The sequence below is a fragment of the Streptomyces sp. NPDC058373 genome (assembly GCF_042723275.1).
Taxonomy (GTDB): Bacteria; Actinomycetota; Actinomycetes; order Streptomycetales; family Streptomycetaceae; genus Streptomyces.
Window position 1 is genome coordinate 42,596 of record NZ_JBHXJE010000003.1, and the last position, 24,945, is coordinate 67,540.

A 24,945-nucleotide genomic window follows, 5' to 3' on the forward strand; every position below is an offset into this window, starting at 1 on the left:
CGATCCTTGGGCCTATGACCGACAGCACCGTCCGCCCCGGCGCCAGCCGCCCCTGGGGGCAGAACCAGACGCTCCAGTTCCTCCTGACCCTGCCCCGCCCCGTGGACCGCGTCTGGCAGGCGGTCGCCACGCCGGAGGGGCTGCCCGGCTGGCTCGCCGCCGCCGAGGTCCTGGAGCCGCGCCTCGGCGGGGCGGTCACCCTGCGCTTGCTCGCCGGGGGCCGCGACGAGGAGCCCACCGTCGTCACCGGCCGCGTCACCGCCTGGGACGTCGGGCGGGTCGCCGAGTACACCGTCGCCCCGCACCACGGCCGGATCCGCTTCCACCTGGAGCCGGACGGCGCCGACCGCACCACCCTGCGCTTCACCAACGAGTTCGAGGGCGACGCCGCCATGCGCCTCGACTCCCTCGCCGGCTGGCACCAGCACTTCGAGTACCTGCACGACGCCCTCGACGGCCGCGCCCCCGACTGGTCCACCTGGACCCTGGACCGCTGGCGGGAACTGCGCGAGGAGTACGCGGCGGGGTGAGCCGCGCCCTAGAGGATGCCCGAGGACGCGTACGGCGGCGGAGGCGGGCCGGTGCCCGTCCCCGCCGCCGTACCCGGAGCGGCCCGCCTACTTCTCCTCGTCCGGGTCCTTCGGCTGCTGCCCGTCCTTGCCCTCGCGCCGCTTCAGCTCCTCCTCGCGGCGGCGCAGGTCCGCCTCCCACCCCTCCCGGAACGCGGAGTCGTCCCCGGCCGTGCCGGAGTCCTTCGCGTCGTCCTTCAGGGAGTTGAGGAAGTCCGGGTTGTCGTCCGGCGCGACCCAGCCGCCGCCCGAGCGGCGGCCCGCCAGCGGGCCGGGCCCCGCCGTGGCGCGGTCCTTGCCGACGATCAGCCAGGAGATGGAGCCCACCAGGGGGAAGAGCAGCACGAGGATGGCCCAGAGGGGTTTCGGGATGTGCTTGATGTCCTTCTCGTCGGTGGTGATGCAGTCGATGAACGCGTAGATGCTCAGTGCCAGAGGCACAAGGATCATCAGCACCCGGAGCATGAGGCGTCCCCCTGTGTGTGGCGGTAGGAGACCCGATCAGGGCCCCGTTACCGGCCAAGGTTAGCCGGTGCCGGATACTGGACGGCATGGCTTACGACGATCTTCGCTCGCTGCTCCGCGCGCTGGAGCGCGATGGCGACCTCAAGCGCATCAAGGCCGAAGTCGATCCGTACCTGGAGATCGGGGAGATCGTCGACCGCGTCAACAAGGCCGGCGGGCCCGCGCTGCTCTTCGAGAACGTCAAGGGCTCGGACATGCCGCTGGCGATGAACGTCTTCGGCACCGACCGGCGGCTGCTGAAGTCGCTAGGGCTGAAGTCGTTCGACCAGATCACCGAGAAGATCGGCTCGCTGCTCAAGCCGGAGCTGCCGCAGGGCTTCATGGGGATGCGGGACGCCTTCGGCAAGCTCGGCTCCGTGGCGCACATCCCGCCGAAGAAGGTGAAGGACGCGCCCGTCCAGGAGGTCGTCCTGCGCGGTGACGACGTGGACCTGGACCGGCTGCCGGCGCTCTTCACCTGGCCGGAGGACGGCGGCTCGTTCTTCAACCTGGGCCTGACCCACACCAAGAGCCCCGAGAACGGCATGCGCAACCTCGGCCTCTACCGCCTCCAGCGCCACGACAAGCGCACCATCGGCATGCACTGGCAGATCCACAAGAACAGCCACAACCACTACCAGCTCGCCGCCAAGCGCGGCGAGCGGCTGCCGGTCGCCATCGCCTTCGGCTGCCCGCCCGCCGTCACCTACGCCTCCACCGCGCCGCTCCCCGGCGACATGGACGAGTACCTCTTCGCCGGGTTCCTCCAGGGCAAGCGCGTCGAGATGGTCGACTGCAAGACGGTGCCGCTCCAGGTCCCGGCCCAGGCCGAAGTGGTCCTGGAGGGGTGGCTGGAGCCGGGCGAGATGCTGCCCGAGGGGCCGTTCGGCGACCACACCGGCTTCTACACGCCGCAGGAGCCGTTCCCCGCGCTGACCATCGACTGCGTGACGATGCGCCGCCGCCCGCTGCTCCAGTCCATCGTGGTCGGCCGCCCGCCGACCGAGGACGGGCCGCTGGGCCGCGCCACCGAGCGGTTCTTCCTGCCGCTGCTGAAGATCATCATCCCGGACATCGTGGACTACCACCTCCCCGAGGCGGGCGGCTTCCACAACTGCGCGATCGTCTCGATCGACAAGAAGTACCCGAAGCACGCGCAGAAGGTCATGCACGCCATCTGGGGCGCGCACATGATGTCGCTGACCAAGCTGATCATCGTGGTCGACGCCGACTGCGACGTCCACGACCTGCACGAGGTGGCCTGGCGTGCGCTGGGCAACACCGACTACGCCCGCGACCTGACCGTCGTGGAGGGCCCGGTCGACCACCTCGACCACTCCTCGTACCAGCAGTTCTGGGGCGGCAAGGCCGGGATCGACGCGACGAAGAAGCTCCCCGAGGAGGGGTACACCCGCGACGGCGGCTGGCCGGAGATGGTCGTCTCCGACCCCGGCACCGCCGCCCTGGTCGATCAGCGGTGGAAGGAGTACGGGCTGTGAGCGCCTCCGCCGCCTCCGAGGCCGTCGGGCCCGAGCCCGTGTCGCAGGGGAAGGTGAAGAGCTTCCTCAGGCTGGTGATGATCGAGCACTCGGTCTTCGCGCTGCCCTTCGCCTACATCGCCGCCTTCACCGCGGGCTTCCTGATGGACGGCCGGGTCCACTGGCTCGACCTGCTCCTCGTCACCGTCGCCATGGTCGGTCTGCGCACCTTCGCGATGGCCGCCAACCGGATCATCGACCGCGAGATCGACGCCCGGAACCCGCGCACCGCCACCCGCGAACTGGTCACCGGCGCCGTCTCCGTGCGCTCCGCCTGGACCGGCGCCCTGGTCGCCCTCGCCGTCTTCCTGGCGGCGGCCGCGGCCCTCAACCCGCTCTGCCTGGCGCTGGCCCCGATCGCCGTCGTGCCGATGGTGGTCTACCCGTACGGCAAGCGGTTCACCAACTACCCGCACGCCATTCTCGGCCTCGCCCAGGCGATGGGCCCGGTCGGCGCCTGGCTGGCCGTCACCGGCGCCTGGTCGTGGGAAGCGGTGGTGCTGGGGCTCGCGGTCGGCGTCTGGATCGGCGGCTTCGACCTGATCTTCGCCTGCCAGGACGTGGCGGCCGACCGCGCCCACGGAGTCAAGTCGGTCCCGGCCCGCTTCGGCATCCCCGCCGCGCTCTGGGGCGCCCGCGTCAGCCACGCCGTGGTGACCGGCCTCTTCGTCTGGTACGGGCTGCTCACCGACGCCGGGGTGCTGTTCTGGGCCGGACTCGCGGTGGTCGCGGTGGCCTTCGTCTACGAGCACTCCATCGTGCGGCCGCACGACCTGTCCCGGCTCAACCGGGCCTTCTTCACCACCAACGGCTTCATCGGCATCAGCCTCTTCGTCTTCGCCTTCGCCGACCTGCTGGTCCGCGGGCTGAGCCTCGGCTGAGCCGCACGCACACGAGAGAAAGGCCCGTCCCATGACCGCCGACCGGCGCCGCCCCTGGATCGTCGGCGTCTCGGGAGCCTCGGGCACCCCGTTCGCCGCCGCCGTGCTGCGCGGCCTGCTGACGGCGGGCGAGGACGTCGACCTGATCGTCAGCCGGGCCGCGCGGCTGACCCTGCTGGACGAAACGGGCATCTCCTTCCGCGACGCCCACTGGCGCGAGGACCTCGCCGCCTGGCTCGCGCGGGGCGCCGACGGCAAGCCGGGCACCTTCGAGGTGGCCGAGGCGGTGGCGGGGGAGCGGGTGGGGTACTGGCCCGCGGGGGACCTCGCGGCCGGGCCGTCCTCCGGGTCGTACCCGGCGCGCGGGATGCTCGTGGTGCCCGCCTCCACGGCGAGCGTCGCGGGGATCGCGCTGGGGCTCTCCAAGGACCTGCTCCAGCGGACGGCGAGCGTCACCCTCAAGGAGCGCAGGCCGCTGGTGGTGACGGTGCGTGAGACCCCGCTGAACCGCGCCACGCTCCAGCAGATGGTGGCGCTGGACGAGGCGGGCGCGATCGTGCTCCCCGCCTCCCCGGCCTTCTACGCGGGCGCCACCCACATCCAGGACCTGGTGGACTTCGTCGCCGGGCGCGTCCTGGACGCGGCGGGCGTCGAGCACGGGCTGTACCGGCGCTGGCGCGGCGAGCTGGGCGGGGGGCGGCCGGCGTGAGGGGGCTGGGGGCGGCCGGCGGCGCGTACCCGGGAGGGCGTACGACAACCGGCGCGGACCCTGTCGGGTGCCGCGCCGGGACGGTGCGTGGACGCGCGCGAGCCCGTCCTGGTCAGCGCTGCTCCACTGCGTCAGCGCTTCTTCCGCGCTGTGTCAGCGCTTCTTCGTCGTACGTCGCGGGCCCCTGGTCCGGTCGACCTTGTGGGCGGCGGCGGGCTGGTCGGAACGCGAACGGTTGGCCAGCTCCTGGAGGGAGCGCATGTGCGCGTAGGCCATCTCGATCGTGTACACGGTGCAGTCACTCCTGATGATCGTCTTTGATCGTTCCCCTGGCTGAGCGGGCGGCGGCCCGTCGGTGCGCTGCTCCACGGCGCTGACCTGGGGCTTGAGGCCCCTGGTGCGGCCGGTTGCGCTGCTCCGAACGGGTCTTTCCGCAAGGACCATGGTGAATCCTTCCATCGAGGAAAGATTCTCAGGACCTTGACCCCACTCGCCTTAGATTCTATACATAGTTTCGCGATACTGCTGAACAATGGAAGGCTTCAGGTATGGACGCGGTGGACAGGCAGCTCATTCAGGCGCTCCGGGAGAACGGCAGGGCCTCCTACGCCGAGCTGGGCCGGCTCGTGGGGCTCTCCGGGCCGAGCGTCACGGACCGCATCAACCGGCTGGAGGCGGCCGGGGTCATCACCGGCTACCGCGCCACCGTCGCCTCGGAGGCGCTCGGCCTCGGCGTCACCGCGCTGATCGGCATCTCGCTCTCCGACGCCGCCGACCACGAGGACGTCGCCCAGCGCCTGCGCGACCTGCACGAGATCGAGGACTGCTGGTTCATCGCGGGCGACGACTCGTACATGCTCAAGGTCAGGGTCGGCAACGTCGACGGCCTGGAGCGCACCATCCGCCGCCTCTCGGGCACCCGGGGCGTCTCGCGCACCCGCACCACCGTCGTCCTCTCCACCAAGTGGGAGAACCGGGTCGGGGAGCTGCCCGAGGAGGAATGAGCCCCGCTCGCCGGGCCCCGCCGGGCGGCTTCGGCCCGGCGGGGACGGGGGCGTAGGCTCGGCTCGGTCCCTCCCGTCGACGGGAGGGACCGTGACGCAGGCGAGAGGAAGGCAGCCGGATGGACGCGGGGCTCAAGCGTGAGCTGGAGGAGAAGGTCCGGGCCGGTGAGCGGCTGACCCGCGAGGACGGCATCGCCCTCTACGGCTGCGACGACCTGGCGTGGCTCGGCGGCCTCGCCCACGAGGTGCGGACGCGCAAGAACGGCGACGTCGTCCACTTCAACGTCAACCGCCACCTCAACATGACCAACGTGTGCACCGCCTCGTGCGCCTACTGCTCGTTCCAGCGCAAGCCGGGCGAGAAGGACGCGTACACGATGCGGATCGAGGAGGCGGTGAAGCTCGCCAAGGCGATGGAGGGCGAGAACCTCACCGAGCTGCACATCGTCAACGGCCTGCACCCCTCGCTGCCGTGGCGGTACTACCCGCGCTCGCTCTCCGCCCTCAAGGAGGCGCTGCCGCAGGTCTCCCTGAAGGCGTTCACCGCCACCGAGATCCACCACTTCGAGACCATCTCGGGCATGTCGGCCTCCGACATCCTCGACGAGCTGATCGAGGCGGGTCTGGAGTCGCTGACCGGCGGCGGCGCGGAGATCTTCGACTGGGAGGTCCGCCAGCACATCGTGGACCACGCGACGCACTGGGAGGACTGGTCGCGCATCCACCGCCTCGCCCACGAGAAGGGGCTGAAGACCCCGGCGACGATGCTCTACGGCCACATCGAGGAGCCCCGCCACCGCGTCGACCACGTGCTGCGGCTGCGTGAACTCCAGGACGAGACCGGCGGTTTCCAGGTCTTCATCCCGCTGCGCTACCAGCACGACTTCGTCGACATGCAGGACGGCAAGGTCCGCAACAAGCTCCAGGCCCGCACCACCATGGCCACCGGCGCCGAGGCGCTGAAGACCTTCGCCGTCTCCCGGCTGCTCTTCGACAACGTCCCGCACGTCAAGGTCTTCTGGGTGATGCACGGCGTGCAGACCGCCCAGCTCGCCCTGCAGCACGGCGCCGACGACATGGACGGCTCGGTGGTCGAGTACAAGATCACCCACGACGCGGACAACTACGGCACGCCGAACAAGCTGACCCGCGACGACCTCCTCGACCTGATCCGCGACGCCGGTTTCCAGCCCGTCGAGCGGAACACCCGGTACGAGATCATCCGCGAGTACGACGGTCCGGACGCGGGCCGCCGCGACGCGCCGCAGCCGATGCGGGTCTGAGTCCCGGGAGAGCTTTGGCGGGGCCCCTCCGCCACGAGCCGGCCCGTCCGCACCGCGTGTCCCGCAGTGCGGACGGGCCGACCGCGTTTCCGCCGTAATGGCTAACCTGCCCCTATGACCCTTACGTTCACGGTGGACCCGCCGCAGACCCCGGAGCTGCGCGACCAGATCGTCGGTCTGTGGACCGACGTCTCCAACGCCGGTGGCGCCGTCGGCTTCGTCCCGCCCGTCACCGCCGACGACGTCCGGCCGGACTACCTCAAACACCTCGTCGCCCTCGAAGCCCGCCTGATGCACCTGGTGGTCGGTCGCGACGAGGACGGCCGGGTCGCCGCCACCGCCTTCCTGGGCCGCAACACCCACCGCCTCCAGCGCCACTGGATCTGGGCGTACACGGTCATGGTGCACCCCCGCCTCCAGGGTCAGGGGTGCGGCCGGGAGCTGATGGCCGCGGTCGAGCGGGCCGGGCGCTCCTTCGACGGTATCGAGGCGATACGGCTGACCTGCCGGGGCGGCACCGGCGTCGACCGCTTCTACGCCTCCTGCGGCTACAAGGAGGTCGGCCGCGTCCCCGGGATGATCCGGGTGGCCCCGGGCGACGACCGCGACGACATCACCATGCTGCTGCCGCTCTGATGCGCGGGCGGCGGGGCCGGGCGGCGCCACCGGATGCCAGGAATGCCGGACACCGACCCCATGAGGGGGTATGGGACACCCCCTGGGCCGACCCCTTCGGTGCCCCATGTTTCACTGGATGCGCCCGCCCCTGTGGGGCCCTGTTGACCGGAAGAGTGGATTCGTCATGCTCCGCTACACCCTGAAGCGCTTCGGGATCTTCGCCGCCTGCTTCGTGGGCGTCGGACTGCTGGTCCAGTTCGGGATCGTGCCCAAGGGCGTGGGCGGCTCCAACGTCCTGTGGATGCTCCTGCTGGCCATGGTGATCTCGGCGCCCATCAGCTTCGTCGCCCTGCGCAAGGAGCGCGACCGCGCCTCGGAGACCGTGGTGGCCAAGGTCGACCGCACCAAGGCCCGGCTCGACGCCAACCGCAGCCAGGAGGACGCCGCGATCGACGCGGCCGCCGCCACCGGCAAGTCCGGCGGCTGACCCTCCCCCCACCCCGGCGCACCCGCCCCGGCAGGCAGGCCCCCGAGGCCGCCGCCGGGGCTTCGGCGTGTCCGGGGTGAAGGTGCCAGGGGCGCGGACCGATGGCCGGGCGCACCGGCGCACGGAAGGGGGCGCGTGAGGCGTTGCCCACTCCCCAAAGAAGTCCTTTGATGTTCCCAAAGTGCCGGTGTTAACGTATCCGTCATGATGACCGCAGCCGCGCACCGCCAGGCCAGGAGCATTCCGCTCGTGGCGCGTCTGCACGTCGACCTCTGCCGCTGCGTGTCGGCGGCGTGTCGCCGTCCGGCGGCCTGTCGCCGCACCTGAGACCCGCGCCCCGGCGGGGGCCGACGCCTGACCGCGTCACGCCGCTCAACCCCGCCGCCCCGGGCCCGGCCCGCGAGGGCCCCAGGTACCGACGCCGCCCGTGACGCCCGGCCGCACGGTCATCCCGTACGTCCGCCCCCGCGCGTTTCGCACCGCGCGGGAGCGCGTGCCCCGGGCACAGCCCTTCCGTCCCCCACCCCCACCGCATCCCACCGGAGTGTGTCCGTGTCCGCGCAGAACCCTGCCTCCGAGCCCAGCCCCGAGGACCGCCAGGCCAGACAGGCCGAGCAGCCCCGTTCCGGCTTCCGCATACCGAAGATTCCGTTCTGGGCCCAGATACTCGGCGGTCTCGTCCTCGGTGTACTCCTCGGCTGGCTCGCCCGCAGCCAGCAGATCGACTGGCTGGTCACCACGCTGGAGCAGGTCGGCGGCGTCTTCATCGGCCTGCTGAAGCTCGCCGTGGCCCCGCTGGTCTTCTTCGCGATCCTGGTCTCCATCACCAACCTGCGGAAGGTGAACAACGCCGCCCGGCTCGCCTCCCGCACACTGCTCTGGTTCATGATCACCTCGCTGATCGCGGTCGCCATCGGCCTCGTCATCGGCCTGGTCACCAACCCGGGCGCGGGCACCGGCCTCACCCCGAAGGACGGCGCGAAGCCGGAGAACACCGGCTCCTGGATCGACTTCCTCACCGGGATCATCCCGTCCGACGTGATCACGCCGTTCACCGAGCTGAACGTGCTGCAGATCGTCTTCATGGCCGCCGTCGCCGGTATCGCCGCGCTCCAGCTCGGTGAGAAGGCGCAGCCGATCCTCAACCTCAGCGAGTCGGTGCTGAGCCTGCTGCAGAAGGCCCTGTGGTGGGTCATCCGCCTGGCCCCGATCGGCACCATCGGCCTCATCGGCAGCGCCATCGCCACCTACGGCTGGGAGCTGATCGGCAAGTACGCGACCTTCACCGCCGACATCTACGTCGGCTGCGCCATCGTCCTGTTCGGCGTCTACCCGCTGCTGCTGTCGGCCGTCGCCAAGCTCAACCCGGTCCAGTTCTTCAAGGGTGCCTGGCCGGCGATCCAGCTGGCCTTCGTCTCCCGCTCCTCGGTCGGCACCATGCCGGTCACCCAGAAGGTCACCGAGCGGCTCGGCGTGCCGAAGGAGTACACCTCCTTCGCGGTGCCCTTCGGCGCCACCACCAAGATGGACGGCTGCGCCGCGATCTACCCGGCGATCGCCGCGATCTTCGTCGCGCAGATCTTCGACATCCAGCTCGGCATCACCGACTACCTGCTGATCGCCTTCGTCTCGGTCGTCGGCTCCGCCGCCACCGCCGGTCTCACCGGCGCCACGGTCATGCTGACCCTGACCCTCTCCACCCTGGGCCTGCCCATGGAGGGCGTCGGCCTGCTGCTGGCGATCGATCCGATCCTGGACATGATCCGCACCGCCACCAACGTGGCCGGCCAGGCCCTGGTCCCGGTCCTCGTCTCGGCGCGCGAGAACATCCTCGACCGCACGGCGTACGAGAACGCGACCAGCTTCGAGCTGGACGCCAAGGAAGCGCCCGCCACCGCCTGACCCCAGGTGTACGGCAGCCCGCCCCGCCCTCCCTCGGGAGAGCGGGGCGTTCGCGTGTCCGGGCTCAGCCCCGAGGGCGGACCGTCACCACGGTCGCCTCGCCCAGCACACCGGTCGCCGGGAATCGCAGGGTCGTCCGCTCCAGGCCGCGGGTCAGCTCGGCCAGCCCCTGGTCGCCGGGCTGGTGGCGCCCGTGCGCGTACCGGATGAACGAGACCCGGGTGCCCGGGGCCACCGGCGGGGCGGCCCGGTACTGGCGGTAGGTCATCGCGTCGCACCCCGAGTACCAGCCGCTCTCCGGTTCGTAGCCGGTGACCAGGAGGCAGGGCGTGCCGTCGGAGGCGAGGGCGCGGGCGACCGGGACCGTGGAGCGGGCCTGGCCGGTCGGGCCGGGCATCGCGCCGTGCGCCACCACCTGGGCCGTCCCGGCCGTCGTCATCAGCGCGAGGACACCGACGGCCGCCAGCAGCCGGCGCCGCTGCTCGCCGGCGACCTCGGCGAGCGCCTGCACGCCGAGCACGGTCAGCAGGACGACCGGCAGGTAGACGAAGCGGGGTTCGCCGTCGGTGGCCACCCCGAGCAGAACGAAGATCAGCACGGAGGTGAGCCCGAGAAAGGCCCACCGCCGGGTCTCCGGCCCCGGCTCGCTCCCCGCGCCCTCCCGCCGTGACCGCCGCAGCCGCCGCACCGCCGCGAACGCGACGACGAGCCCGCCCGCCATCACCACACCGCCGAGCTCTCCGGCGAGGCGGTACGGGAAGATCACCAGGTAGTAGAGGAGCCCGTCCCCGACGAACTGCCGCTCCGCCTGCGAGGTGGCCCAGAGGACCAGGCCGAGCGGCGACCCGGTGACCTGCGTCGCGTGCACGAAGTGCGGCACGAGACCGGCGAGGATCACGCCCCCGGCCATTGCCAGCTGGCGCCCCCGGGCCAGCCACGCGCGCGGCCCGTAGGCGAGCAGCGCCGCCAGCAGGATGGCGGCGAGGTTCCCGGCCACCCCGTACCGCACGTAGAAGGCGGCGAGGACGACCGGCGGGAGGGCCAGCAGGCGCGCGAGCCGGGGCGCTCCTGGGCGCGGGTCAGCAGGAAGACCGCGACGAGGAGCAGGCCGGTGCTGCCGATGTCGTTGAGGAACTCCGGCATACGGCGCAGGAAGCCGAGGCCGGAGAGGACGAGCAGGACGGTGAGGACGGCCCGGCGCGGGGTGGTCCAGCGGGCCGTCACGAGATAGGTCGTGGTCAGCATGGCGAGGGCGAGCAGCAGGGTCACCGCGCGCAGCGCGCCCACGTCGTCGTTCAGGCGCAGGGCGAGGGTGCCGAGCAGCGGCAGGCCGGGCGGGCGGTACTCGCCCCAGCTGGCGGCCGGCGGGCCGCCCTCGGTCCAGGAGCGGGCCTTGTTGGCGTAGACCGACTCCTCGTGGCCGATCCACGGCTCGTGGTCCTGGAGCAGGGCCCACACCAGTGCCGCCAGGCCGAGGAGGCCCGCGGTGAGGGCGCCGGGCGGGACGGCGGCGAGGCGGGTGCGGAGTGCCGGGGGGAGGCGGGGGAGGGTGGCCAGGGCCGTCAGGAGTCCGGCCCGGCCCCGCCAGAGGAGGGGAGCGGCGGCCAGGAGCAGGGGCCAGGGCTGCCAGCCGGGGAGCCAGCCGCCGACGCCGAAGGCGAGGACGAGCTGCTGGAGGGCGGCGAGCGCGGTGAGGGCGGCGCCGGTGCGCCAGAGCCAGAGGTGTGCCGGGGGGAGGCCCGGCCCGGGTATCGGGCCTGCCGGGCCGTCAGCCGCGGCCTCCGTGGAATGTGGGGCGGTCAGGACGCACCTCGCGAATCGGGCTGCCTCGCGTGGCGGGGGCGCGCGGGCGCGACGGCTCCGGGCACGCCGGAGGAGGGCCGGGGTGGCCCTCGGCGGCGAGTATGCCTGCTGGTATGCGGCGTTCGGGTGGCTTTGGGTAAGGGTTTGGCCACAGGTGCGCGGGAGGGCCCGTCAGGCCCAGGGGGTGTCTGGCAGATCCCGCACGGCGCCCACGGCGCCCGGCACGCGCCCCAAGCTCTCGGCTTCGCTCGACCAGGGAGGTGCCCCCTTCGCCGCACCGGACGAAGGCCCAAGTAGCTCCGTTACGAGGACCTTCGTCCGGCACGCCGAGAGCACGCACCGAACACCGCGGACGCCGCACAGGGTCTGTCAGGCACCCCCTAGTCGGCCGCGCCGGGTCCCGCGGGTCCGAAGACCTCTTCGCGGTGTGCGCGCCACCGGCTCAGCAGGCTCTCCATCTCGCGCCGCATGAAGTCGAAGAACTCCAGCGTCTCGGCCATCCGGCGGGCCGGCGGGGTGTCGGGGCCGAGCATCGCGATCCCGTCCCGCAGTGTGCTCGACCAGCGGACCAGCCGGGCGTCCCGGCTGGTCAGTGCCTCGTACCACTGGTCGGGGTGGAGGCGGTACCGGTCGCGCCGGGAGCCGGGCTCGCGCTCGCGGCGGACCAGGGTGATGCCGACGAGGTAGCCGATGGCGCCGGAGACGGCGGCCGGGCTGATCCGCAGCTGCTCCGAGAGCTGCGAGGAGGTCAGTACGCCCTCGGGCGAGGAGAGCAGCGCCCCGAAGACCCGGGCGGCCATCCGGGGCATGCCCGCCTCGACCATGTCGGCCGCGAACCGCTCGACGAAGAGCGACAGTTGCTCCTCGCCCGGCGCGTCGGTCGAGCCGGCGCCGGCGCTTCCGGCCGCCGCCTGGCTCCCGGTTCCGGTTCCGGTCTCCCTGTTCGCCTGGGGCACGGATTCCTCCCTCTCCTCCGCCTCACCGCTCCGCCCGCCCCCGCCTGACGGGTCATCGGCGCGGACCCGACTTTATACGCTTCCCCATCTTCACAAATTTGTGAACGTACCGTACGTTCACAAACATGACGACGAGCATCAGTGTCTCAGGGCTCCGGAAGACCTTCGGACGCACCTACGCTCTCGACGGACTGGACCTGGAGGTCGGGACCGGCGAGGTGCACGGCTTCCTCGGGCCCAACGGCTCCGGCAAATCCACCACCATCCGCGTCCTCCTCGGCCTGCTGCGCGCCGACGGCGGCACCGTCCAGCTCCTCGGCGGCGACCCGTGGCGCGACGCCGTCGCCCTCCACCGCCGCCTCGCCTACGTCCCCGGCGACGTCACCCTCTGGCCCAACCTCTCCGGCGGCGAGGTCATCGACCTCTACGCCCGCCTGCGCGGCCCGCTCGACCCGGCCCGCCGCGCCGAACTCCTCGACCGCTTCCAGCTCGACCCGGCCAAGAAGGGCCGTACGTACTCCAAGGGCAACCGGCAGAAGGTCGCCCTGGTCGCCGCCTTCGCCTCCGACGCCGAGCTGCTGATCCTGGACGAGCCCACCTCCGGGCTGGACCCGCTGATGGAGGAGGTCTTCCAGTCCTGCGTACGCGAGGCCCGCGACCAGGGCCGCACCGTGCTGCTCTCCTCGCACATCCTCAGCGAGGTCGAGACGCTCTGCGACCGGGTCTCGATCATCCGCGAGGGCCGCACCGTGGAGACCGGCACCCTCGCCTCCCTCCGCCACCTGGCCCGCACCGCGCTCACCGCCGACCTCACCGACCCGGCCCGGCTCCCCGACGGCCTCGGCCGCCTGCCCGGCGTCCACGACCTGCGCGTCGAAGGCCGCACCCTGCGCCTCCAGGCGGACGCCGACGGCCTCGACGCGGTGCTGCACGCCCTCACCCGGGCAGGCGTACGCTCCCTCGTCGCCACCCCGCCGACCCTGGAGGAACTCTTCCTCCGCCACTACCAGCAGGCCCCGGCCCGGGCCGACGAGCCCGCCACCCCCGAAGGAGCGGCCCGGTGACCACCGCGACCCTGCCCGCGGCCGCCCGCCCCACCGGCGGCAGCCGCCCCTTCGCCGGCACCGGAACCCTGTTCCGGCTCGACCTGCGCCGCGACCGCCTGCTGATCCCGCTCTGGCTGCTGGGCATCGGCGGCCTGCTCGCCGCCGGGCCGCCCGGGCTCGCCGCGCTCTACTCCACCGCCGCCGAACGAGCCCAGGCCGCCGCGAGCATGAGCGGCAACAGCTCGCTGCGCGCCCTGTACGGGCCGGTCTTCGGCGACTCCCTCGGCGCCCTGGTCGTCTGGCGGTACGGCGTGGTCGCCGCCGTCCTGGTCGCCGTGATGAGCCTGCTGCTGGTGGTCCGGCACACCCGGGACGAGGAGGAGAGCGGCCGCCAGGAGATGCTCTCCGCCGCCATGGTGGGCCGCCGCGCCCCGCTCACCGCCGCCCTGCTCACCGCCGTGGCCGCCAACGTCGCGGTGGCCCTCGTCGCCACCGCCGCGCTGATCGGCGAGGGCCCGCGGGGGGCCCTCGCCCACGGCCTGGCCCTCGGCGCCACCGGCCTGCTCTTCGCGGCCGTCGCCGCCACCGCCGCCCAGCTCACCGAGAGCGCCCGCCTCGCCCGGGGCATCGCCGCCGCCGTCCTCGGCGCCGCCTTCGTCCTGCGCGCCGCGGGCGACGCCGCCCGCGACGACGGCTCCTCACCGCTGAGCTGGTCCTCCCCGCTGGGCTGGGCGCAGAACGCCCGCCCGTTCGCCGGGGAGCGCTGGTGGGTGCTGGCCCTGTTCGCCGCGGCCACCGTCGCCCTGGCCGCCCTCGCCCACACCCTGGCCGGCCGCCGCGACCTCGGCGCCAGCTTCTTCCCGGCCCGTCCGGGCGCCGCCGAGGGGAGTCTCGCGACGCCCGGCGCGCTCGCCTGGCGGCTCCAGCGCGGCACCCTGCTCGGCTGGGTACTCGCCTTCGCCCCGGCCGCCGCCCTCTTCGGCAGCCTCGCCGACGGCGCCGCCGCCCTCCTGGAGGAGGACGACTCGACCCGCGAGATCCTGCTCCGCCTCGGCGGCGAACAGGCCGTCACCGACGCCTTCCTCGCCGCGATGACCGGCGTCTTCGGCATCCTCGCCGCCCTCTACGCCGTCGCCGCCGTCCTGCGCCTGCACACCGAGGAGACCGGTCACCGCGCCGAACCGCTCCTCGCCCACCCCGTCGGCCGCCTCCGCTGGGCCACCGGCCACCTCCTGGTCGCCTTGGCGGGACCGGCCGTCCTCCTGGCCACCGCCGCCCTGGGCCTCGCCCTCGGCCACGGCCGCGGTCTCCCCGCCCTCCTCCTCGCCTGCCTGGCCCAGCTCCCCGCCGTCTGGACCCTGGCCGCCGTCGCCTTCCTCCTCTACGCCTTCCTGCCCCGGTCGGCCCCGGCCGGCTGGGCGGTAGCCACGCTCTGCCTGCTCATCGGCTGGGTCGGCCCCGTCCTCGACCTGCCCGCCGTGGTCATGGACCTGTCCCCCTTCACCCACGTACCGAAGCTCCCGGGCGCCGACCCGGACTGGGCGCCGGTGGCCGTCCTGGTGGCGGTCGCGGCGGGGGTGCTGGCGGCGGGGCTCGGGAGGCTGCGGGGGAGGGATCTGCTGACCTGAGGCGGGGTCTGCCGCCCGGCGCCGGGGGTCACGGCTCGTGGGGAACCTCTTCGACCACGGTCTCCGCGAACCGCCACGACCCTCGGTTGCCGGACGCCTCGGCCCGCAGCCCCGTCTCCCAGGCGATACGGGCGGCCCGCTGCTGGGTCAGGCCGAGGTAGTCCTCCGGGTGCACCCGGATGTAGCCGCGGCGGTCGGCCGGGCCGGTCCGCAGGAGCTCGCGCAGCCGGGCCTCCTGCTCCTCCACCGCGGGCTGCCCTGCGGCACCTGCCGTGGCGGGGGCGCTCTCACCGCCGCTTTCGCGCCTCCGGCCGCGCCACGCCACCCAGCCCACGGCCGACAACGCCACCAGCATCAGCCCCGCCGCACCCGCCAACTCGGCGGCAGGGCTGTCCTGTCCGCGTGTCCGGGGGTGCACCTCCCCCTCGGGTCCACGAGCACGGTGAGCCGCCGCCCCACGTCGTAGAGGTCCGAGGTGGTCTCCATCTCACCCGGGACCGTGCTGCCGTCCTCCGCCCGCTCCAGGGTGTAGTAGGAGTGGCGCCCCTTACGGCCTTCGGCAGGGTCGAGCCGTTCCGCGACCACGGTCACCGCGACCTAAGGAGGCGCGGATCGCTGCCGCCGGTGAGGGCGACGGCGCTGGGGTGCTGGAACCCTTCCGGCGGGACGAGGCCGGTGACCAGTCGCCCGCTCGCCAGGCCGGGGTCCATCGCCACGACGGCGACCCGTGCCTGGGCGCCGGGGGTGTCGAAGAGATTGCCCCGGGAGACGTACAGGCGGCCGTCGCGCCAGGCCAGCCCGTCGCCGTTGCGCAGGAGTTCGCCGCCCAGGTCGACCTCGGCCACCTCCCGGCTCGCCGGGTCGACGCGCCAGAGCTGTCCCGTGTTGCTCTGCACGGCGAGGAGGTGGCGGCCGACGGAGATGACGCCGTTGAGATTGTGCTCGCCGTCGGTCCAGTCGATCCCGGCGGCCCGCACGTCGAGCCAGGGGCGCATGGGCCACCGGCCCTCGGAGCGGGCGACGCGGTAGACGACGGGCTTGAAGGAGTCGGTCACGTAGGCGACCCCGCCCGAGACCGGCGCCACGTCGTTGACGAAGCCGCCGGGCACTCCCTTCAACGTGGCGAGACCAGCAGGCTCACCTCGGGATCCTGCGGGAAGCGGGTCAACTCGTAGGTCAGGGCGAGCGGTCCGGCCTCCGGGTGGTCGACGCACTTGACGTTCATTGTCCGCGCCCGTACCGCGCCCGGTCTGCGCCCGGACCGTCCGCGGACCGGCCCGGCGCCTCAGGCGGCCTGCCCGGCCCGCTCGGCCGGGACGCGCCCGGCGGGCCTGCGGGCACGTACACCGCTACCTGGTGCGCCTCCATCCGTTCCACCGGCCCCGCCTGCCCCTGAGCCACGTCCACTCCCTCAACTCCGCACCGGCCTCCACCTGCCGCCAACCTCGCACGGCGATGGCCTGAAGCGCCGACCGGGCTATGAATCGGCTGGGGCTCGCACTGCCCGTGCCGGTCACCGATGGCCTCAAACGCCGGCCGGGCTAAAAAATCCAGCCCGGCCAATCCCCAGCCCGGCCGGCGTTTGAGGCCAATCCGTGACGGGCGCGAGGAGCCCGAGCCCCAGCCCGTCCCCAGCCCGGCCGGCGTTTGAGGCCAATCGGTGACGGGTGCGGGCCGACGCCCCGCGCCCGCCCCCAGCCCGGCCGGCGCTTGAGGCCGCCCCAGGGCCCACTGGCCCAGCTCAAGGCCCCCGCGCCGAGGAGTCCAACAAGCCGGGGCGCAGCCCCTTACCCTTGGACGGGACTTTTTGACTCAGGGAGGCGGACCGCGTGGCCGAGACGAAGTCCGGTCGGGGGACGGGGCGCTCCAAGCGTATGCCCCGCGAGGTGCGGGAGCGGCAGATGCTGGACGCCGCCGTGACCACGTTCGCCCGGCACGGCTACCGGGCGGCCTCGATGGACGGCATCGCCGAACTGGCGGGTGTCTCCAAGCCCTTGGTGTACCTGTACCTGAACTCCAAGGAAGACCTCTTCACCGCCTGCATCCGCCGCGAGGCGGCCGCGCTGGTACGCGCCGTACGCCAGGGCGTGGACCCGGCCACACCCCCGGACCGCCAGCTCTGGGAGGGCCTCGGCGCTTTCTTCACCCACACCGCCGAGCACCCCGACGGCTGGGCCGTCCTGCACAACCAGGCCCGCACCAGCGGTGAGCCCTTCGTCCGCGAGGTCGCCACGATGCGCGCGGACCTGGTCGCCTTCGTCACCCAGCTGATCGCGACCGCCGCCCGCGAGGCCCACGACGATCCGGAGCTGGGCGACCGGGAGGTGGTGGGCCTCGCCCACGCCCTGGTGGGCGCCGCCGAGTCGCTGGCGGGCTGGGCCAACACCGACGGCTCGGTCACCGCCAAGGAGGCGGCGGCGACGCTGATGAACTTCGCCTGGGCCGGCCTCGGCAACCTCATGGAGGGCGACCGCTGGACGGCCCGCCCGGCGAAGGACGCCCGGGGCTGACCCGCCCCGGACGGCCGTCCCGGCGCCTACTCGGGGGCCAGCGGCACCGCCCGCCCCGTCACGTGGAGCCGGCCGGGCGTGCCGTCCGGCCGGTCGGGGCCGCGCAGCTCGAAGTCGGGTCCCGCGGCCGCGTACAGCACGGTTGACGGGAGCAGCACGGGCGCGTGGAAGGCGGCGCTCGCGCGGACCGGACCGCGGACGCCGTGAGCGGCGAAGGCGCGGGCCGCCGTCCACATGCCGTGGGCGATGGCGCGCGGGAAGCCGAACGGCTTCGCGGTGAGGGCCGAGAGGTGGATGGGGTTGCGGTCGCCCGCGACGGCGGCGTAGCGGCGGCCGAGCGAGGCGGGCAGCCGCCAGGTGGACTCGACGGGCAGCACGGTCCGCTCCTCGTCACCCCCGCCCTTGGCGGCCGGGGCCTGCGCGCCCGCGTGCCGCGCCAGATAGGTGGAGCGCGAGGACCAGACGGCCCGCCCGGCGAGCCGCGCCTCGGTCACCACGACGGCCTCGGTGCCGCGCCGGTGCGGCCGGAACTCCTCCACATACACGACCAGTTCGGGCCGGTCGTCGCCGCGCAGCTCGCGGTGCTGGGTGATGGTGACCGAGGTGTGGACCAGCCCCATCAGCGGGAAGGGGAAGTCGCCGGAGGTCATCAGCCGCAACTGGAGCGGGAATCCGAGCAGGTGCGGATAGGTGACGGGCAGCACCGACTGCTCGTCGGGGACCCCGCCGGAGGCGAAGCCGCACAGTTCGGCGTAGGAGCGGAGCGCCTTGGGGTCGACCTCGGCGCGGGAGAGGACCAGCCGGGTGGCGGGCGGGGCGGCCCCGGCCGAGGCGCGCTTGAGCAGCGAGGTGGCGCCGCCCTTGACGAGCAGCGGCAGCAGCGCGGGCGGGGTGGCGAGGTGGATGTCGGTCATGGTCAGGCCCCCAGCATCGACTGGCCGCAGACCCGTACGACCTGCCCGTTCACCGCGCCCGACGCCGGGTGCGCCAACCAGGCGGTGGTCTCGGCGACGTCGATGGGGCGGCCGCCCTGCGCGAGGGAGTTCATGCGGCGGCCCGCCTCGCGGATGAAGAGGGGGACGGCGGCGGTCATCCTCGTCTCGATGAAGCCGGGGGCGACCGCGTTGACGGTGACGCCGTGCTCGGTGAGGGCGCGCGGGCCCAGAGAGCGGACCAGACCGACGATCCCGGCCTTGGAGGCGGCGTAGTTGGTCTGCCCGGAGTTGCCCGCCAGCCCCGCGATGGAGGCGGTGGCGACGATGCGGCCGCCTGGCCGGACCGTCCCGGCCTTGAGCAGGGCGTCGGTGGTGGTGAGGACCGAGGCGAGGTTGACGTCGATGACGGAGGCCCAGCGGTCGGCGGGCATGTTCTGCAGCCGCCGGTCGCGGGTGATGCCCGCGTTGTGGACGAGGATGTCGAGGCCGTCGGGGAGGCCGGCGGCGATGCGCTCGCCCGCGTCCTCGGCGGTCATGTCGAGCGGCAGCGCGGTCCCGCCGAGCCGGTCGGCGACGGCCGTCAGGTCGGCCTGGGCGGCCGGGACGTCGAGCACCACGACGTGTGCGCCGTCCCGTGCGAGCGTCGCCGCGACCGCCTCGCCGATTCCCCGGGCGGCCCCGGTGACCAGCGCGGTCCGCCCGGCGAGCGGCCGGGTCTCGTCGGCGAGGCCGCTCGTGATCCCCTCGGCCCCCTCGCCGCCCGGCCCGGTGGTGACGACCTGCCCGCTGACGTACGCCGACTTGGGCGAGAGCAGGAACCGCAGCGTCGACTCGGCGCCGGAGACGTCGGCGATCCGTACGAGGTGGACGGTCCGGCCCCGCCCGGCCTCCTTGCCGAGCGAGCGGACGAATCCCTCCAACGCCTGCTGGGCGGCGGCCTGGTGGTGGTCGGCCGGGTCGGGCTCGGTGCCGAGCACGACGATCCGGCCGCTGTCGGCGACGCCCCGCACGGCGGGGTGCAGCGCCCCGTGGACCGCGCCGAGCCCGGCGGCGTCCCGTACGCCGGTGGCGTCCAGCACCACGGCGGCCGGCCGCTCGGCGGCGGCGCGTACGTCGAGCCCGGTGCGGGCCAGCGCGGCGGCCAGCGCGTCGCGGTGGGTGGAGGTCCCGGCGGTGAGGTGGAGCAGCGGCCCGTCGAGGACGGGTTTCTCGGCCGACCAGCGGCGCAGCTCCGCGGGCTGGGGGAGCCCGAGGCGGCGGGTGGCGAACCGGCCCGGGGCGGTGTGGGTGAAACGCAGATAGCGGTCGGCCATTGTCGAACTCCCGGGTTGGTCGGTAATTTACTTCCGAGTAAGGTTACTCAAGGGTCAGGAGCTGGTCGAGATGAATCCGCCCCACCAGAACACCCCGGCCGCCGGCACCCCCGGCCCGGACGCCGCACCCACGCCGCGCGCCACGGGACTTCCCCGCCCGCGCCCGGTCGCCGTCATCGGCGGCAGCCGCATCCCTTTTGCCCGCTCCGACGGCCCGTACGCCACCGCCTCCAACCAGCAGATGCTCACCGCCGCCCTGGACGGCCTGGTCGAGCGGTACGGACTGACCGGTGAGCGGGTCGGTGAGTTCGTCGCCGGGGCCGTCCTCAAGCACAGCCGGGACTTCAACCTCGCCCGCGAGACCGTCCTCGGCTCCGCCCTCGACCCGCGCACCCCCGCCTACGACATCCAGCAGGCCTGCGGCACCGGCCTCCAGGCCGTCATCGCCGCCGCCAACAAGATCGCCCTCGGCCAGATCGACTCCGCGATCGCGGGCGGCTCCGACACCGCCAGCGACGCCCCGATCGGCCTCAACGACCGGCTCCGCCGCATCCTCCTGGAGGCCCGCCGCGCCAAGTCCACCGGCGCCCGCCTCAAGGCGCTCGCCAAGATCCGTCCCGGCCACGTCGTCCCCGACATCCCCCGCAACGCCGAGCCGCGCACCCACCTCTCCATGGGCGAGCACGCCGCCGTCACCGCCCGCGCCTGGGGCATCGCCCGCGAGGACCAGGACCAACTGGCCGCCACCAGCCACCAGCGGCTCGCCGCCGCCTACGAACGCGGCTTCCTCGACGACCTGGTGGTCCCCTTCCGCGGCGTCGCCCGCGACCAGAACCTCCGCCCCGGTTCCACCCCCGCCAAACTCGCCACCCTCAAGCCCGTCTTCGGCACCGCCCACCCCGGCGCCACCATGACCGCGGGCAACTCCACCCCGCTCACCGACGGCGCCGCCACCGTCCTGCTGGCCGGCGAGGAGTGGGCCCGGAGCCGGGGCCTGACCCCGCTCGCCCACCTCACCTGGTACGAGACGGCCGCCGTCGACTTCGTCTCCGGTGACGTCGCTGACTGCGTGCCCGAGGCCGACGGCCTGCTGATGGCACCGACCCACGCCGTGCCCCGGCTGCTGGAGCGCGCGGGGCTGACCCTCGCCGACTTCGACCTGGTCGAGATCCACGAGGCGTTCGCCTCCCAGGTCCTCGCCACCCTCGCCTCCTGGGAGGAGCAGGGCCTCGGCACTGTCGACCGCGACCGCCTCAACGTCGCCGGCTCCTCCCTCGCCACCGGCCACCCCTTCGCCGCCACCGGCGCCCGCATCGTCGCCACCCTCGCCAAGCTGCTCGCCGAACGCGGCGGGCCCGGCCGGGGGTTGATCTCCATCTGCGCCGCGGGCGGCCAAGGCGTCACCGCGATCCTGGAGCGCCCCTGACCGGCCCACCCCGGCCCCCGGGCGTACCCCGGAGGCCCACCGACAGGGGAGGCGCGGCGCGCACCCGTCCACCCGCGCCGCGCCGCGTCTCCCCGTAACCCCACCCGGCCGGGGCGTTCGCAACACGTCCCCCGACCGCACACCCCGCCGACTCCACCCGACTCGACGTCCGAGAAACCCTCGTGCGCACCGGTGCCCGCCCCCGTGGAGACACGACCCGAAGGCCGCACCGGACGCCGTACCGGCACACCGGTCCATCGGACCGGGACGCCGACCGCCCGCCGAGCCCACCTGCCGAGGAGCCGCCCTCATGACCGCGCCCACCACCCCGCCCCCCGCCCCGCTCGCCCGCACCACCGGCGAGGACGGACGCCCCCGCCTGGTCGAACCGGAGCTGCGCCGGGTGGACGGAGCGGTCCGCGAGGCCGCCGTGCCGCCCTTCGCCCCGCCGGTCGCCACCGGCTCGCTCGCCGACATTCCCTTCGACAACGCCCGCGAGGCGCCCGGCGAGGCGGTCCTGTCGCGGAAGGACGACGCCGGACGCTGGCGGGACCTGACCGCCGCCGACTTCGCCGCCGACGTGCTCGCCGTCGCCAAGGGCCTGGCCGCCACCGGCCTGGAGCCCGGCGACCGGCTCGCCATCATGTCCCGCACCACCTACGAGTGGACCCTGCTCGACTTCGCCGCCTGGGCCGCGGGCCTGGTCACCGTCCCGGTCTACCCGACCTCCTCCGCCTTCCAGACCCGCTGGATCCTCCAGAACTCCGGCGCCGTCGCCCTCGCCGTCGAGACCGCCGAACAGGCCGCCGCCATCGGCCCCGAACGCGACCGGCTCCCCGACCTCGCCCACGTCTGGTCCTTCGCCACCAGTGCCAAGGACCCGGTGGGCGACCTCGGCCGCCTCAAGGACGCCGGACGCGCGATCCCCGACGAGGAGATCACCGCCCGCCGTACCGCGCTCACCCCGGAGACCACCGCCACCCTCATCTACACCTCCGGCACCACCGGCCGCCCCAAGGGCTGCGTGCTGACCCACGGCAACTTCTTCGCCGAGGTCGACAACGCCATCGAACTCCTCCACCCCGTCTTCAAGTCGGTCTCCAAGGACCCCGCCTCCACCCTCCTCTTCCTGCCCCTCTCGCACGTCTTCGGCCGCATGGTCGCCATCGGCTGCCTCCGCGCCCGGGTCCGCCTCGGCCACGCCCCCAGCATCAAGACCGACGACCTCCTCGCCGACCTCGCCGGATTCCGCCCGACCTTCCTCCTCGCCATCCCCTACGTCCTGGAGAAGGTCTTCAACACCGGCCGGGCCACCGCCGAGAAGCTGGGCCGCGCCGCCTCCTTCGACCGCGCCGCGCGGATCGCCCGCTCCTGGGGCGAGGCCACCGAGGCCCAGCAGCACGGCACGGGCCCGGGCCCCGGTCTCGGCCTGCGCACCGCCCGCGCCCTCTACGACCCGCTGGTCTACCGCCGCATCCGCGCCGCCCTCGGCGGCCGCGTCCGCTACGCCATCTGCGGCGGCTCCCCCCTCGGCCGCCGCCTCGCCGCCTTCTACGCCGGAGCGGGCATCGAGATCTACGAGGGGTACGGCCTCACCGAGACCACCGCGGCCGCCACCACCACCCCGCCGCTCAAACCGCGCCTCGGTACGGTCGGCTGGCCCCTGCCCGGCGGCCGCGTGAAGATCGCCGACGACGGTGAGGTGCTGCTCGGCGGCGGCCACGTCTTCACCGGCTACTGGGACGCCGAGGCCGGCGAGGTCACCCGCGGCCCCGTCGACGGCTGGTTCGCCACCGGCGACCTCGGCTCCCTGGACGAGGACGGCTACCTCACCATCACCGGCCGCAAGAAGGACATCCTCATCACCACCGGCGGCAAGAACGTCGCCCCGGCCCCGCTGGAGGACTGGCTCCGCGCCCACCCGCTGGTCGGCCAGTGCATGGTCGTCGGCGACGACCGCCCGTACATCACCGCGCTGCTGACCCTGGAGCCGGAGGGGATCGCGCACTGGCGGAGGATGCGGAAGAAGGAGGCGCTGACCACCGAGGAGCTGGTGCGCGACGCCGAGCTGCTCGAAGCGCTCCAGAAGGCCGTGGACGACGCCAACAAGCTCGTCTCGCGCGCCGAGTCCATCCGCCGCTTCACCGTGCTGTCCACCGGCTTCACCGAGGAGGGCGGCCACCTCACCCCGTCCCTGAAGATCAAGCGCCCGGCGGTGGAGAAGGACTTCGCCGAGGAGATCGAGGCGCTGTACCGGAAGTGAACCCGGGCGGGCGGTGCGCGCCCGCCGGGAAAGGCAGGAGCCCCGTCCCCTCCGCCGAGGCGGAGGAGCGGGGCTCCTTGGGTACTGCTATCGGGACCGGATCAGTCAGCCACCTCCTGCTGAGCGGATGCTCAGAGGGGGTTGACGTTCTCCGCCTGCGGGCCCTTCGGGCCCTGCGTGACGTCGAAGGTCACGGCCTGGTTCTCCTCGAGGGAGCGGAAGCCGTTGGCGTTGATCGCGGAGTAGTGGACGAAGACGTCGGGGCCTCCGCCTTCCTGGGCGATGAATCCAAAGCCCTTTTCGGCGTTGAACCACTTCACGGTTCCGGTAGCCATAAGCCCTCCTTGGGCCAAAGGGTTGCCCTGCTCCAGAACCTGCAAGTGTGAAAACAAGTGCAAAAGTCTGAAAATGACGAGAGCCTGCGGTCACATGCTCCGCAGGCTCTGTACTGCAAGGGAAACCAAACTGCAACTTGCGGCGAGCCTAGCACGCAGGAGCTCGGCACCGGTAGAGGGAAAGATCACTTCACCCAGATGTTTGATTGCCGCAGGTCAGGCGTTGACAAACGGACACCTGGCGTACCCGGGCCGACGTGTCGGCCGCTCGCCCGGCGGCCCCCGGCGGACGTGTCATCCACGGCAGGGCTAGCCTCACGAGGTGGACAATTCTCGCGCTGACGTACCCGACGACCATCTGACCGACCCCAGCGCGCGAGCGCACCGCGAAGCGCCCGCCGGGCAGGCCCGCAGCAGGCCCCGTGTCGGCCACATCCAGTTCCTCAACTGCGTCCCCCTCTACTGGGGCCTCGCCCGCACCGGCACCCTGCTCGACCTGGAGCTGACCAAGGACACCCCGGAGAAGCTCTCCGAGCAGCTCGTCGCGGGCGACCTGGACATCGGTCCGGTCACCCTGGTCGAGTTCCTCAAGCACGCCGACGGCCTGGTCGCCCTGCCCGACATCGCGGTCGGCTGCGACGGGCCCGTCATGTCCTGCGTGATCGTCTCCCAGCTGCCGCTGGAGCAGCTCGACGGCCGCCGGGTCGCCCTCGGCTCGACCTCCCGCACCTCCGTCCGGCTCGCCGAACTGCTGCTGGCCGAGCGGTACGGCGTCACCCCGGACTACTACACCTGCCCGCCGGACCTCGGCTCGATGATGCAGGAGGCCGACGCGGCCGTCCTCATCGGCGACGCCGCCCTGCGCGCCAGCCTCCACGACGCCCCGCGCCTGGGCCTGCAGGTCCACGACCTGGGCCAGATGTGGAAGGAGTGGACCGGCCTGCCGTTCGTCTTCGCCGTCTGGGCCGCCCGCAAGGAGTACCTCGCCGAGCAGGAGCACGTGGTCCGCCAGGTACACCAGGCGTTCCTCGCCTCCCGCGACCTCTCGCTGGAGGAGGTCGGCAAGGTCGCCGAGCAGGCAGCCCGCTGGGAGGCGTTCGACGCCGAACTCCTGGAGCGCTACTTCACCACCCTCGACTTCCGCTTCGGCCCGGACCAGCTCGGCGGTGTGCATGCCTTCGCCTCCCGGATCGGGGCGGGGGAGGTCCCGGTGTCGCTGCTGCCGCCGGCCTGAG

At 73.2% G+C, this 24,945-nt stretch carries 26 protein-coding genes; 15 read left to right on the forward strand and 11 right to left on the reverse strand.

The features are described 5' to 3' along the window. Nucleotides 1-14 precede the first annotated feature (14 nt). Nucleotides 15-530 carry an SRPBCC domain-containing protein gene (locus tag ACFWMZ_RS02835; RefSeq protein ID WP_383199266.1) on the forward strand — a complete coding sequence of 172 codons (516 nt, stop codon included), beginning with the start codon at nucleotides 15-17 and terminating at the stop codon, nucleotides 528-530. An 87-nt stretch (nucleotides 531-617) separates the two neighbouring features. Here the strand turns inward: ACFWMZ_RS02835 and ACFWMZ_RS02840 are convergent, their stop codons facing one another. After that, on the reverse strand, nucleotides 618-1,034 hold the full coding sequence (locus ACFWMZ_RS02840) for a PLD nuclease N-terminal domain-containing protein (protein ID WP_383199268.1): 417 nt from the start codon (nucleotides 1,032-1,034) through the stop codon (nucleotides 618-620). 86 nt (nucleotides 1,035-1,120) lie between these two features. On the opposite strand from ACFWMZ_RS02840, the gene ACFWMZ_RS02845 reads away from it, so the two are divergent. The 3 genes from ACFWMZ_RS02845 to ACFWMZ_RS02855 are packed head-to-tail and all read left to right on the forward strand — an operon-like array spanning nucleotide 1,121 to nucleotide 4,201. After that, the gene (locus tag ACFWMZ_RS02845) at nucleotides 1,121-2,572 is read left to right on the forward strand and encodes a menaquinone biosynthesis decarboxylase (RefSeq protein ID WP_383178734.1); all 1,452 of its coding nucleotides are present in this window, start codon (nucleotides 1,121-1,123) and stop codon (nucleotides 2,570-2,572) included. Beyond that, nucleotides 2,569-3,492, forward strand: a complete 924-nt coding sequence (mqnP, locus tag ACFWMZ_RS02850; protein WP_383178737.1) for a menaquinone biosynthesis prenyltransferase MqnP — start codon at nucleotides 2,569-2,571, stop codon at nucleotides 3,490-3,492. The genes ACFWMZ_RS02845 and mqnP overlap by 4 nt, the downstream gene beginning before the upstream one ends. A gap of 31 nt (nucleotides 3,493-3,523) precedes the next feature. Then, nucleotides 3,524-4,201 (forward strand): UbiX family flavin prenyltransferase, encoded by a 678-nt coding sequence (locus ACFWMZ_RS02855; RefSeq protein WP_383178740.1) that lies wholly within the window; start codon nucleotides 3,524-3,526, stop codon nucleotides 4,199-4,201. Nucleotides 4,202-4,354: 153 nt separating this feature from the next. On the opposite strand, the gene ACFWMZ_RS02860 is transcribed toward ACFWMZ_RS02855, so the two are convergent. After that, nucleotides 4,355-4,492 carry a hypothetical protein gene (locus ACFWMZ_RS02860; protein ID WP_003948798.1) on the reverse strand — a complete coding sequence of 46 codons (138 nt, stop codon included), beginning with the start codon at nucleotides 4,490-4,492 and terminating at the stop codon, nucleotides 4,355-4,357. Between the two features lie 257 nt (nucleotides 4,493-4,749). Here ACFWMZ_RS02860 and ACFWMZ_RS02865 point away from each other — a divergent pair, with 257 nt between their 5' ends. The 5 genes from ACFWMZ_RS02865 (at nucleotide 4,750) to ACFWMZ_RS02885 (ending at nucleotide 9,495) form a co-directional block, all read left to right on the forward strand. Beyond that, on the forward strand, nucleotides 4,750-5,205 hold the full coding sequence (locus ACFWMZ_RS02865; RefSeq protein WP_008415787.1) for an Lrp/AsnC family transcriptional regulator: 456 nt from the start codon (nucleotides 4,750-4,752) through the stop codon (nucleotides 5,203-5,205). A gap of 119 nt (nucleotides 5,206-5,324) precedes the next feature. Further along, on the forward strand, nucleotides 5,325-6,488 hold the full coding sequence (mqnE, locus tag ACFWMZ_RS02870; protein WP_383178747.1) for an aminofutalosine synthase MqnE: 1,164 nt from the start codon (nucleotides 5,325-5,327) through the stop codon (nucleotides 6,486-6,488). Nucleotides 6,489-6,602: 114 nt separating this feature from the next. Continuing rightward, the gene (locus ACFWMZ_RS02875) at nucleotides 6,603-7,124 is read left to right on the forward strand and encodes a GNAT family N-acetyltransferase (RefSeq protein WP_383178750.1); all 522 of its coding nucleotides are present in this window, start codon (nucleotides 6,603-6,605) and stop codon (nucleotides 7,122-7,124) included. A 166-nt stretch (nucleotides 7,125-7,290) separates the two neighbouring features. Further along, nucleotides 7,291-7,593, forward strand: a complete 303-nt coding sequence (locus tag ACFWMZ_RS02880) for a DUF4229 domain-containing protein (protein WP_383178752.1) — start codon at nucleotides 7,291-7,293, stop codon at nucleotides 7,591-7,593. 552 nt (nucleotides 7,594-8,145) lie between these two features. After that, complete coding sequence (locus ACFWMZ_RS02885; protein ID WP_383178755.1) at nucleotides 8,146-9,495, forward strand: dicarboxylate/amino acid:cation symporter; 1,350 nt, start codon at nucleotides 8,146-8,148, stop codon at nucleotides 9,493-9,495. Between the two features lie 64 nt (nucleotides 9,496-9,559). On the opposite strand, the gene ACFWMZ_RS02890 is transcribed toward ACFWMZ_RS02885, so the two are convergent. The 3 genes from ACFWMZ_RS02890 to ACFWMZ_RS02900 form a co-directional block, all read right to left on the reverse strand. Then, the gene (locus ACFWMZ_RS02890; RefSeq protein WP_383199271.1) at nucleotides 9,560-10,504 is read right to left on the reverse strand and encodes a hypothetical protein; all 945 of its coding nucleotides are present in this window, start codon (nucleotides 10,502-10,504) and stop codon (nucleotides 9,560-9,562) included. Continuing rightward, nucleotides 10,390-10,953, reverse strand: coding sequence for a hypothetical protein (locus tag ACFWMZ_RS02895; protein WP_383199273.1), 564 nt, complete (start codon nucleotides 10,951-10,953; stop codon nucleotides 10,390-10,392). The genes ACFWMZ_RS02890 and ACFWMZ_RS02895 overlap by 115 nt, the downstream gene beginning before the upstream one ends. Nucleotides 10,954-11,678: 725 nt before the next feature. Beyond that, nucleotides 11,679-12,254 carry a GbsR/MarR family transcriptional regulator gene (locus tag ACFWMZ_RS02900; RefSeq protein WP_383178764.1) on the reverse strand — a complete coding sequence of 192 codons (576 nt, stop codon included), beginning with the start codon at nucleotides 12,252-12,254 and terminating at the stop codon, nucleotides 11,679-11,681. Between the two features lie 125 nt (nucleotides 12,255-12,379). On the opposite strand from ACFWMZ_RS02900, the gene ACFWMZ_RS02905 reads away from it, so the two are divergent. Both ACFWMZ_RS02905 and ACFWMZ_RS02910 read left to right on the forward strand, forming a co-directional pair. Further along, on the forward strand, nucleotides 12,380-13,318 hold the full coding sequence (locus ACFWMZ_RS02905) for an ATP-binding cassette domain-containing protein (protein WP_383178767.1): 939 nt from the start codon (nucleotides 12,380-12,382) through the stop codon (nucleotides 13,316-13,318). Further along, complete coding sequence (locus ACFWMZ_RS02910; RefSeq protein WP_383199275.1) at nucleotides 13,315-14,928, forward strand: ABC transporter permease; 1,614 nt, start codon at nucleotides 13,315-13,317, stop codon at nucleotides 14,926-14,928. The genes ACFWMZ_RS02905 and ACFWMZ_RS02910 overlap by 4 nt, the downstream gene beginning before the upstream one ends. A 28-nt stretch (nucleotides 14,929-14,956) precedes the next feature. On the opposite strand, the gene ACFWMZ_RS02915 is transcribed toward ACFWMZ_RS02910, so the two are convergent. From ACFWMZ_RS02915 to ACFWMZ_RS02925, 3 genes are all read right to left on the reverse strand, one after another. Continuing rightward, on the reverse strand, nucleotides 14,957-15,175 hold the full coding sequence (locus ACFWMZ_RS02915) for a hypothetical protein (protein WP_383199277.1): 219 nt from the start codon (nucleotides 15,173-15,175) through the stop codon (nucleotides 14,957-14,959). A gap of 107 nt (nucleotides 15,176-15,282) precedes the next feature. Then, nucleotides 15,283-15,519, reverse strand: coding sequence for a hypothetical protein (locus tag ACFWMZ_RS02920; RefSeq protein WP_383199279.1), 237 nt, complete (start codon nucleotides 15,517-15,519; stop codon nucleotides 15,283-15,285). Continuing rightward, a complete protein-coding gene (locus ACFWMZ_RS02925; RefSeq protein WP_383199281.1) occupies nucleotides 15,516-16,046 on the reverse strand; it encodes a hypothetical protein in 531 nt (176 codons plus the stop codon). The genes ACFWMZ_RS02920 and ACFWMZ_RS02925 overlap by 4 nt, the downstream gene beginning before the upstream one ends. A 756-nt stretch (nucleotides 16,047-16,802) precedes the next feature. Here ACFWMZ_RS02925 and ACFWMZ_RS02930 point away from each other — a divergent pair. Beyond that, the gene (locus ACFWMZ_RS02930; RefSeq protein ID WP_383178809.1) at nucleotides 16,803-17,438 is read left to right on the forward strand and encodes a TetR/AcrR family transcriptional regulator; all 636 of its coding nucleotides are present in this window, start codon (nucleotides 16,803-16,805) and stop codon (nucleotides 17,436-17,438) included. A gap of 26 nt (nucleotides 17,439-17,464) precedes the next feature. Here ACFWMZ_RS02930 and ACFWMZ_RS02935 read toward each other — a convergent pair whose 3' ends face one another. Next, nucleotides 17,465-18,352, reverse strand: a complete 888-nt coding sequence (locus ACFWMZ_RS02935) for a MaoC family dehydratase (protein WP_383178782.1) — start codon at nucleotides 18,350-18,352, stop codon at nucleotides 17,465-17,467. 2 nt (nucleotides 18,353-18,354) lie between these two features. Beyond that, nucleotides 18,355-19,686, reverse strand: coding sequence for a 3-oxoacyl-ACP reductase (locus ACFWMZ_RS02940; RefSeq protein WP_383199283.1), 1,332 nt, complete (start codon nucleotides 19,684-19,686; stop codon nucleotides 18,355-18,357). Nucleotides 19,687-19,756: 70 nt separating this feature from the next. Here ACFWMZ_RS02940 and ACFWMZ_RS02945 point away from each other — a divergent pair, with 70 nt between their 5' ends. Together ACFWMZ_RS02945 and ACFWMZ_RS02950 are read left to right on the forward strand one after the other, a co-directional pair. Further along, complete coding sequence (locus tag ACFWMZ_RS02945) at nucleotides 19,757-21,112, forward strand: acetyl-CoA C-acetyltransferase (RefSeq protein ID WP_383199285.1); 1,356 nt, start codon at nucleotides 19,757-19,759, stop codon at nucleotides 21,110-21,112. 310 nt (nucleotides 21,113-21,422) lie between these two features. Beyond that, a complete protein-coding gene (locus tag ACFWMZ_RS02950; protein ID WP_383199287.1) occupies nucleotides 21,423-23,375 on the forward strand; it encodes an AMP-dependent synthetase/ligase in 1,953 nt (650 codons plus the stop codon). A gap of 131 nt (nucleotides 23,376-23,506) precedes the next feature. Here ACFWMZ_RS02950 and ACFWMZ_RS02955 read toward each other — a convergent pair whose 3' ends face one another. Next, complete coding sequence (locus ACFWMZ_RS02955) at nucleotides 23,507-23,710, reverse strand: cold-shock protein (RefSeq protein ID WP_100452145.1); 204 nt, start codon at nucleotides 23,708-23,710, stop codon at nucleotides 23,507-23,509. Between the two features lie 358 nt (nucleotides 23,711-24,068). On the opposite strand from ACFWMZ_RS02955, the gene ACFWMZ_RS02960 reads away from it, so the two are divergent. After that, entirely contained in the window at nucleotides 24,069-24,944 is an 876-nt protein-coding gene (locus ACFWMZ_RS02960) for a menaquinone biosynthetic enzyme MqnA/MqnD family protein (protein WP_383178812.1), read from the forward strand. The last annotated feature ends 1 nt before the right edge of the window (nucleotide 24,945 follow it).

Bases quoted from the DNA above. Each gene is read 5' to 3' on its own strand.
- ACFWMZ_RS02880 (WP_383178752.1), top strand. From the start codon at position 7,291: ATGCTCCGCTACACCCTGAAGCGCTTCGGGATCTTCGCCGCCTGCTTC.
- ACFWMZ_RS02905 (WP_383178767.1), top strand. From the start codon at position 12,380: ATGACGACGAGCATCAGTGTCTCAGGGCTCCGGAAGACCTTCGGACGC.
- ACFWMZ_RS02950 (WP_383199287.1), top strand. From the start codon at position 21,423: ATGACCGCGCCCACCACCCCGCCCCCCGCCCCGCTCGCCCGCACCACC.
- ACFWMZ_RS02955 (WP_100452145.1), bottom strand. From the start codon at position 23,710: ATGGCTACCGGAACCGTGAAGTGGTTCAACGCCGAAAAGGGCTTTGGA.
- ACFWMZ_RS02945 (WP_383199285.1), top strand. From the start codon at position 19,757: ATGAATCCGCCCCACCAGAACACCCCGGCCGCCGGCACCCCCGGCCCG.
- ACFWMZ_RS02930 (WP_383178809.1), top strand. From the start codon at position 16,803: ATGCCCCGCGAGGTGCGGGAGCGGCAGATGCTGGACGCCGCCGTGACC.
- ACFWMZ_RS02845 (WP_383178734.1), top strand. From the start codon at position 1,121: ATGGCTTACGACGATCTTCGCTCGCTGCTCCGCGCGCTGGAGCGCGAT.
- ACFWMZ_RS02840 (WP_383199268.1), bottom strand. From the start codon at position 1,034: ATGCTCCGGGTGCTGATGATCCTTGTGCCTCTGGCACTGAGCATCTAC.
- ACFWMZ_RS02940 (WP_383199283.1), bottom strand. From the start codon at position 19,686: ATGGCCGACCGCTATCTGCGTTTCACCCACACCGCCCCGGGCCGGTTC.
- mqnE (WP_383178747.1), top strand. From the start codon at position 5,325: ATGGACGCGGGGCTCAAGCGTGAGCTGGAGGAGAAGGTCCGGGCCGGT.
- ACFWMZ_RS02835 (WP_383199266.1), top strand. From the start codon at position 15: ATGACCGACAGCACCGTCCGCCCCGGCGCCAGCCGCCCCTGGGGGCAG.
- ACFWMZ_RS02935 (WP_383178782.1), bottom strand. From the start codon at position 18,352: ATGACCGACATCCACCTCGCCACCCCGCCCGCGCTGCTGCCGCTGCTC.
- ACFWMZ_RS02855 (WP_383178740.1), top strand. From the start codon at position 3,524: ATGACCGCCGACCGGCGCCGCCCCTGGATCGTCGGCGTCTCGGGAGCC.
- ACFWMZ_RS02865 (WP_008415787.1), top strand. From the start codon at position 4,750: ATGGACGCGGTGGACAGGCAGCTCATTCAGGCGCTCCGGGAGAACGGC.
- ACFWMZ_RS02875 (WP_383178750.1), top strand. From the start codon at position 6,603: ATGACCCTTACGTTCACGGTGGACCCGCCGCAGACCCCGGAGCTGCGC.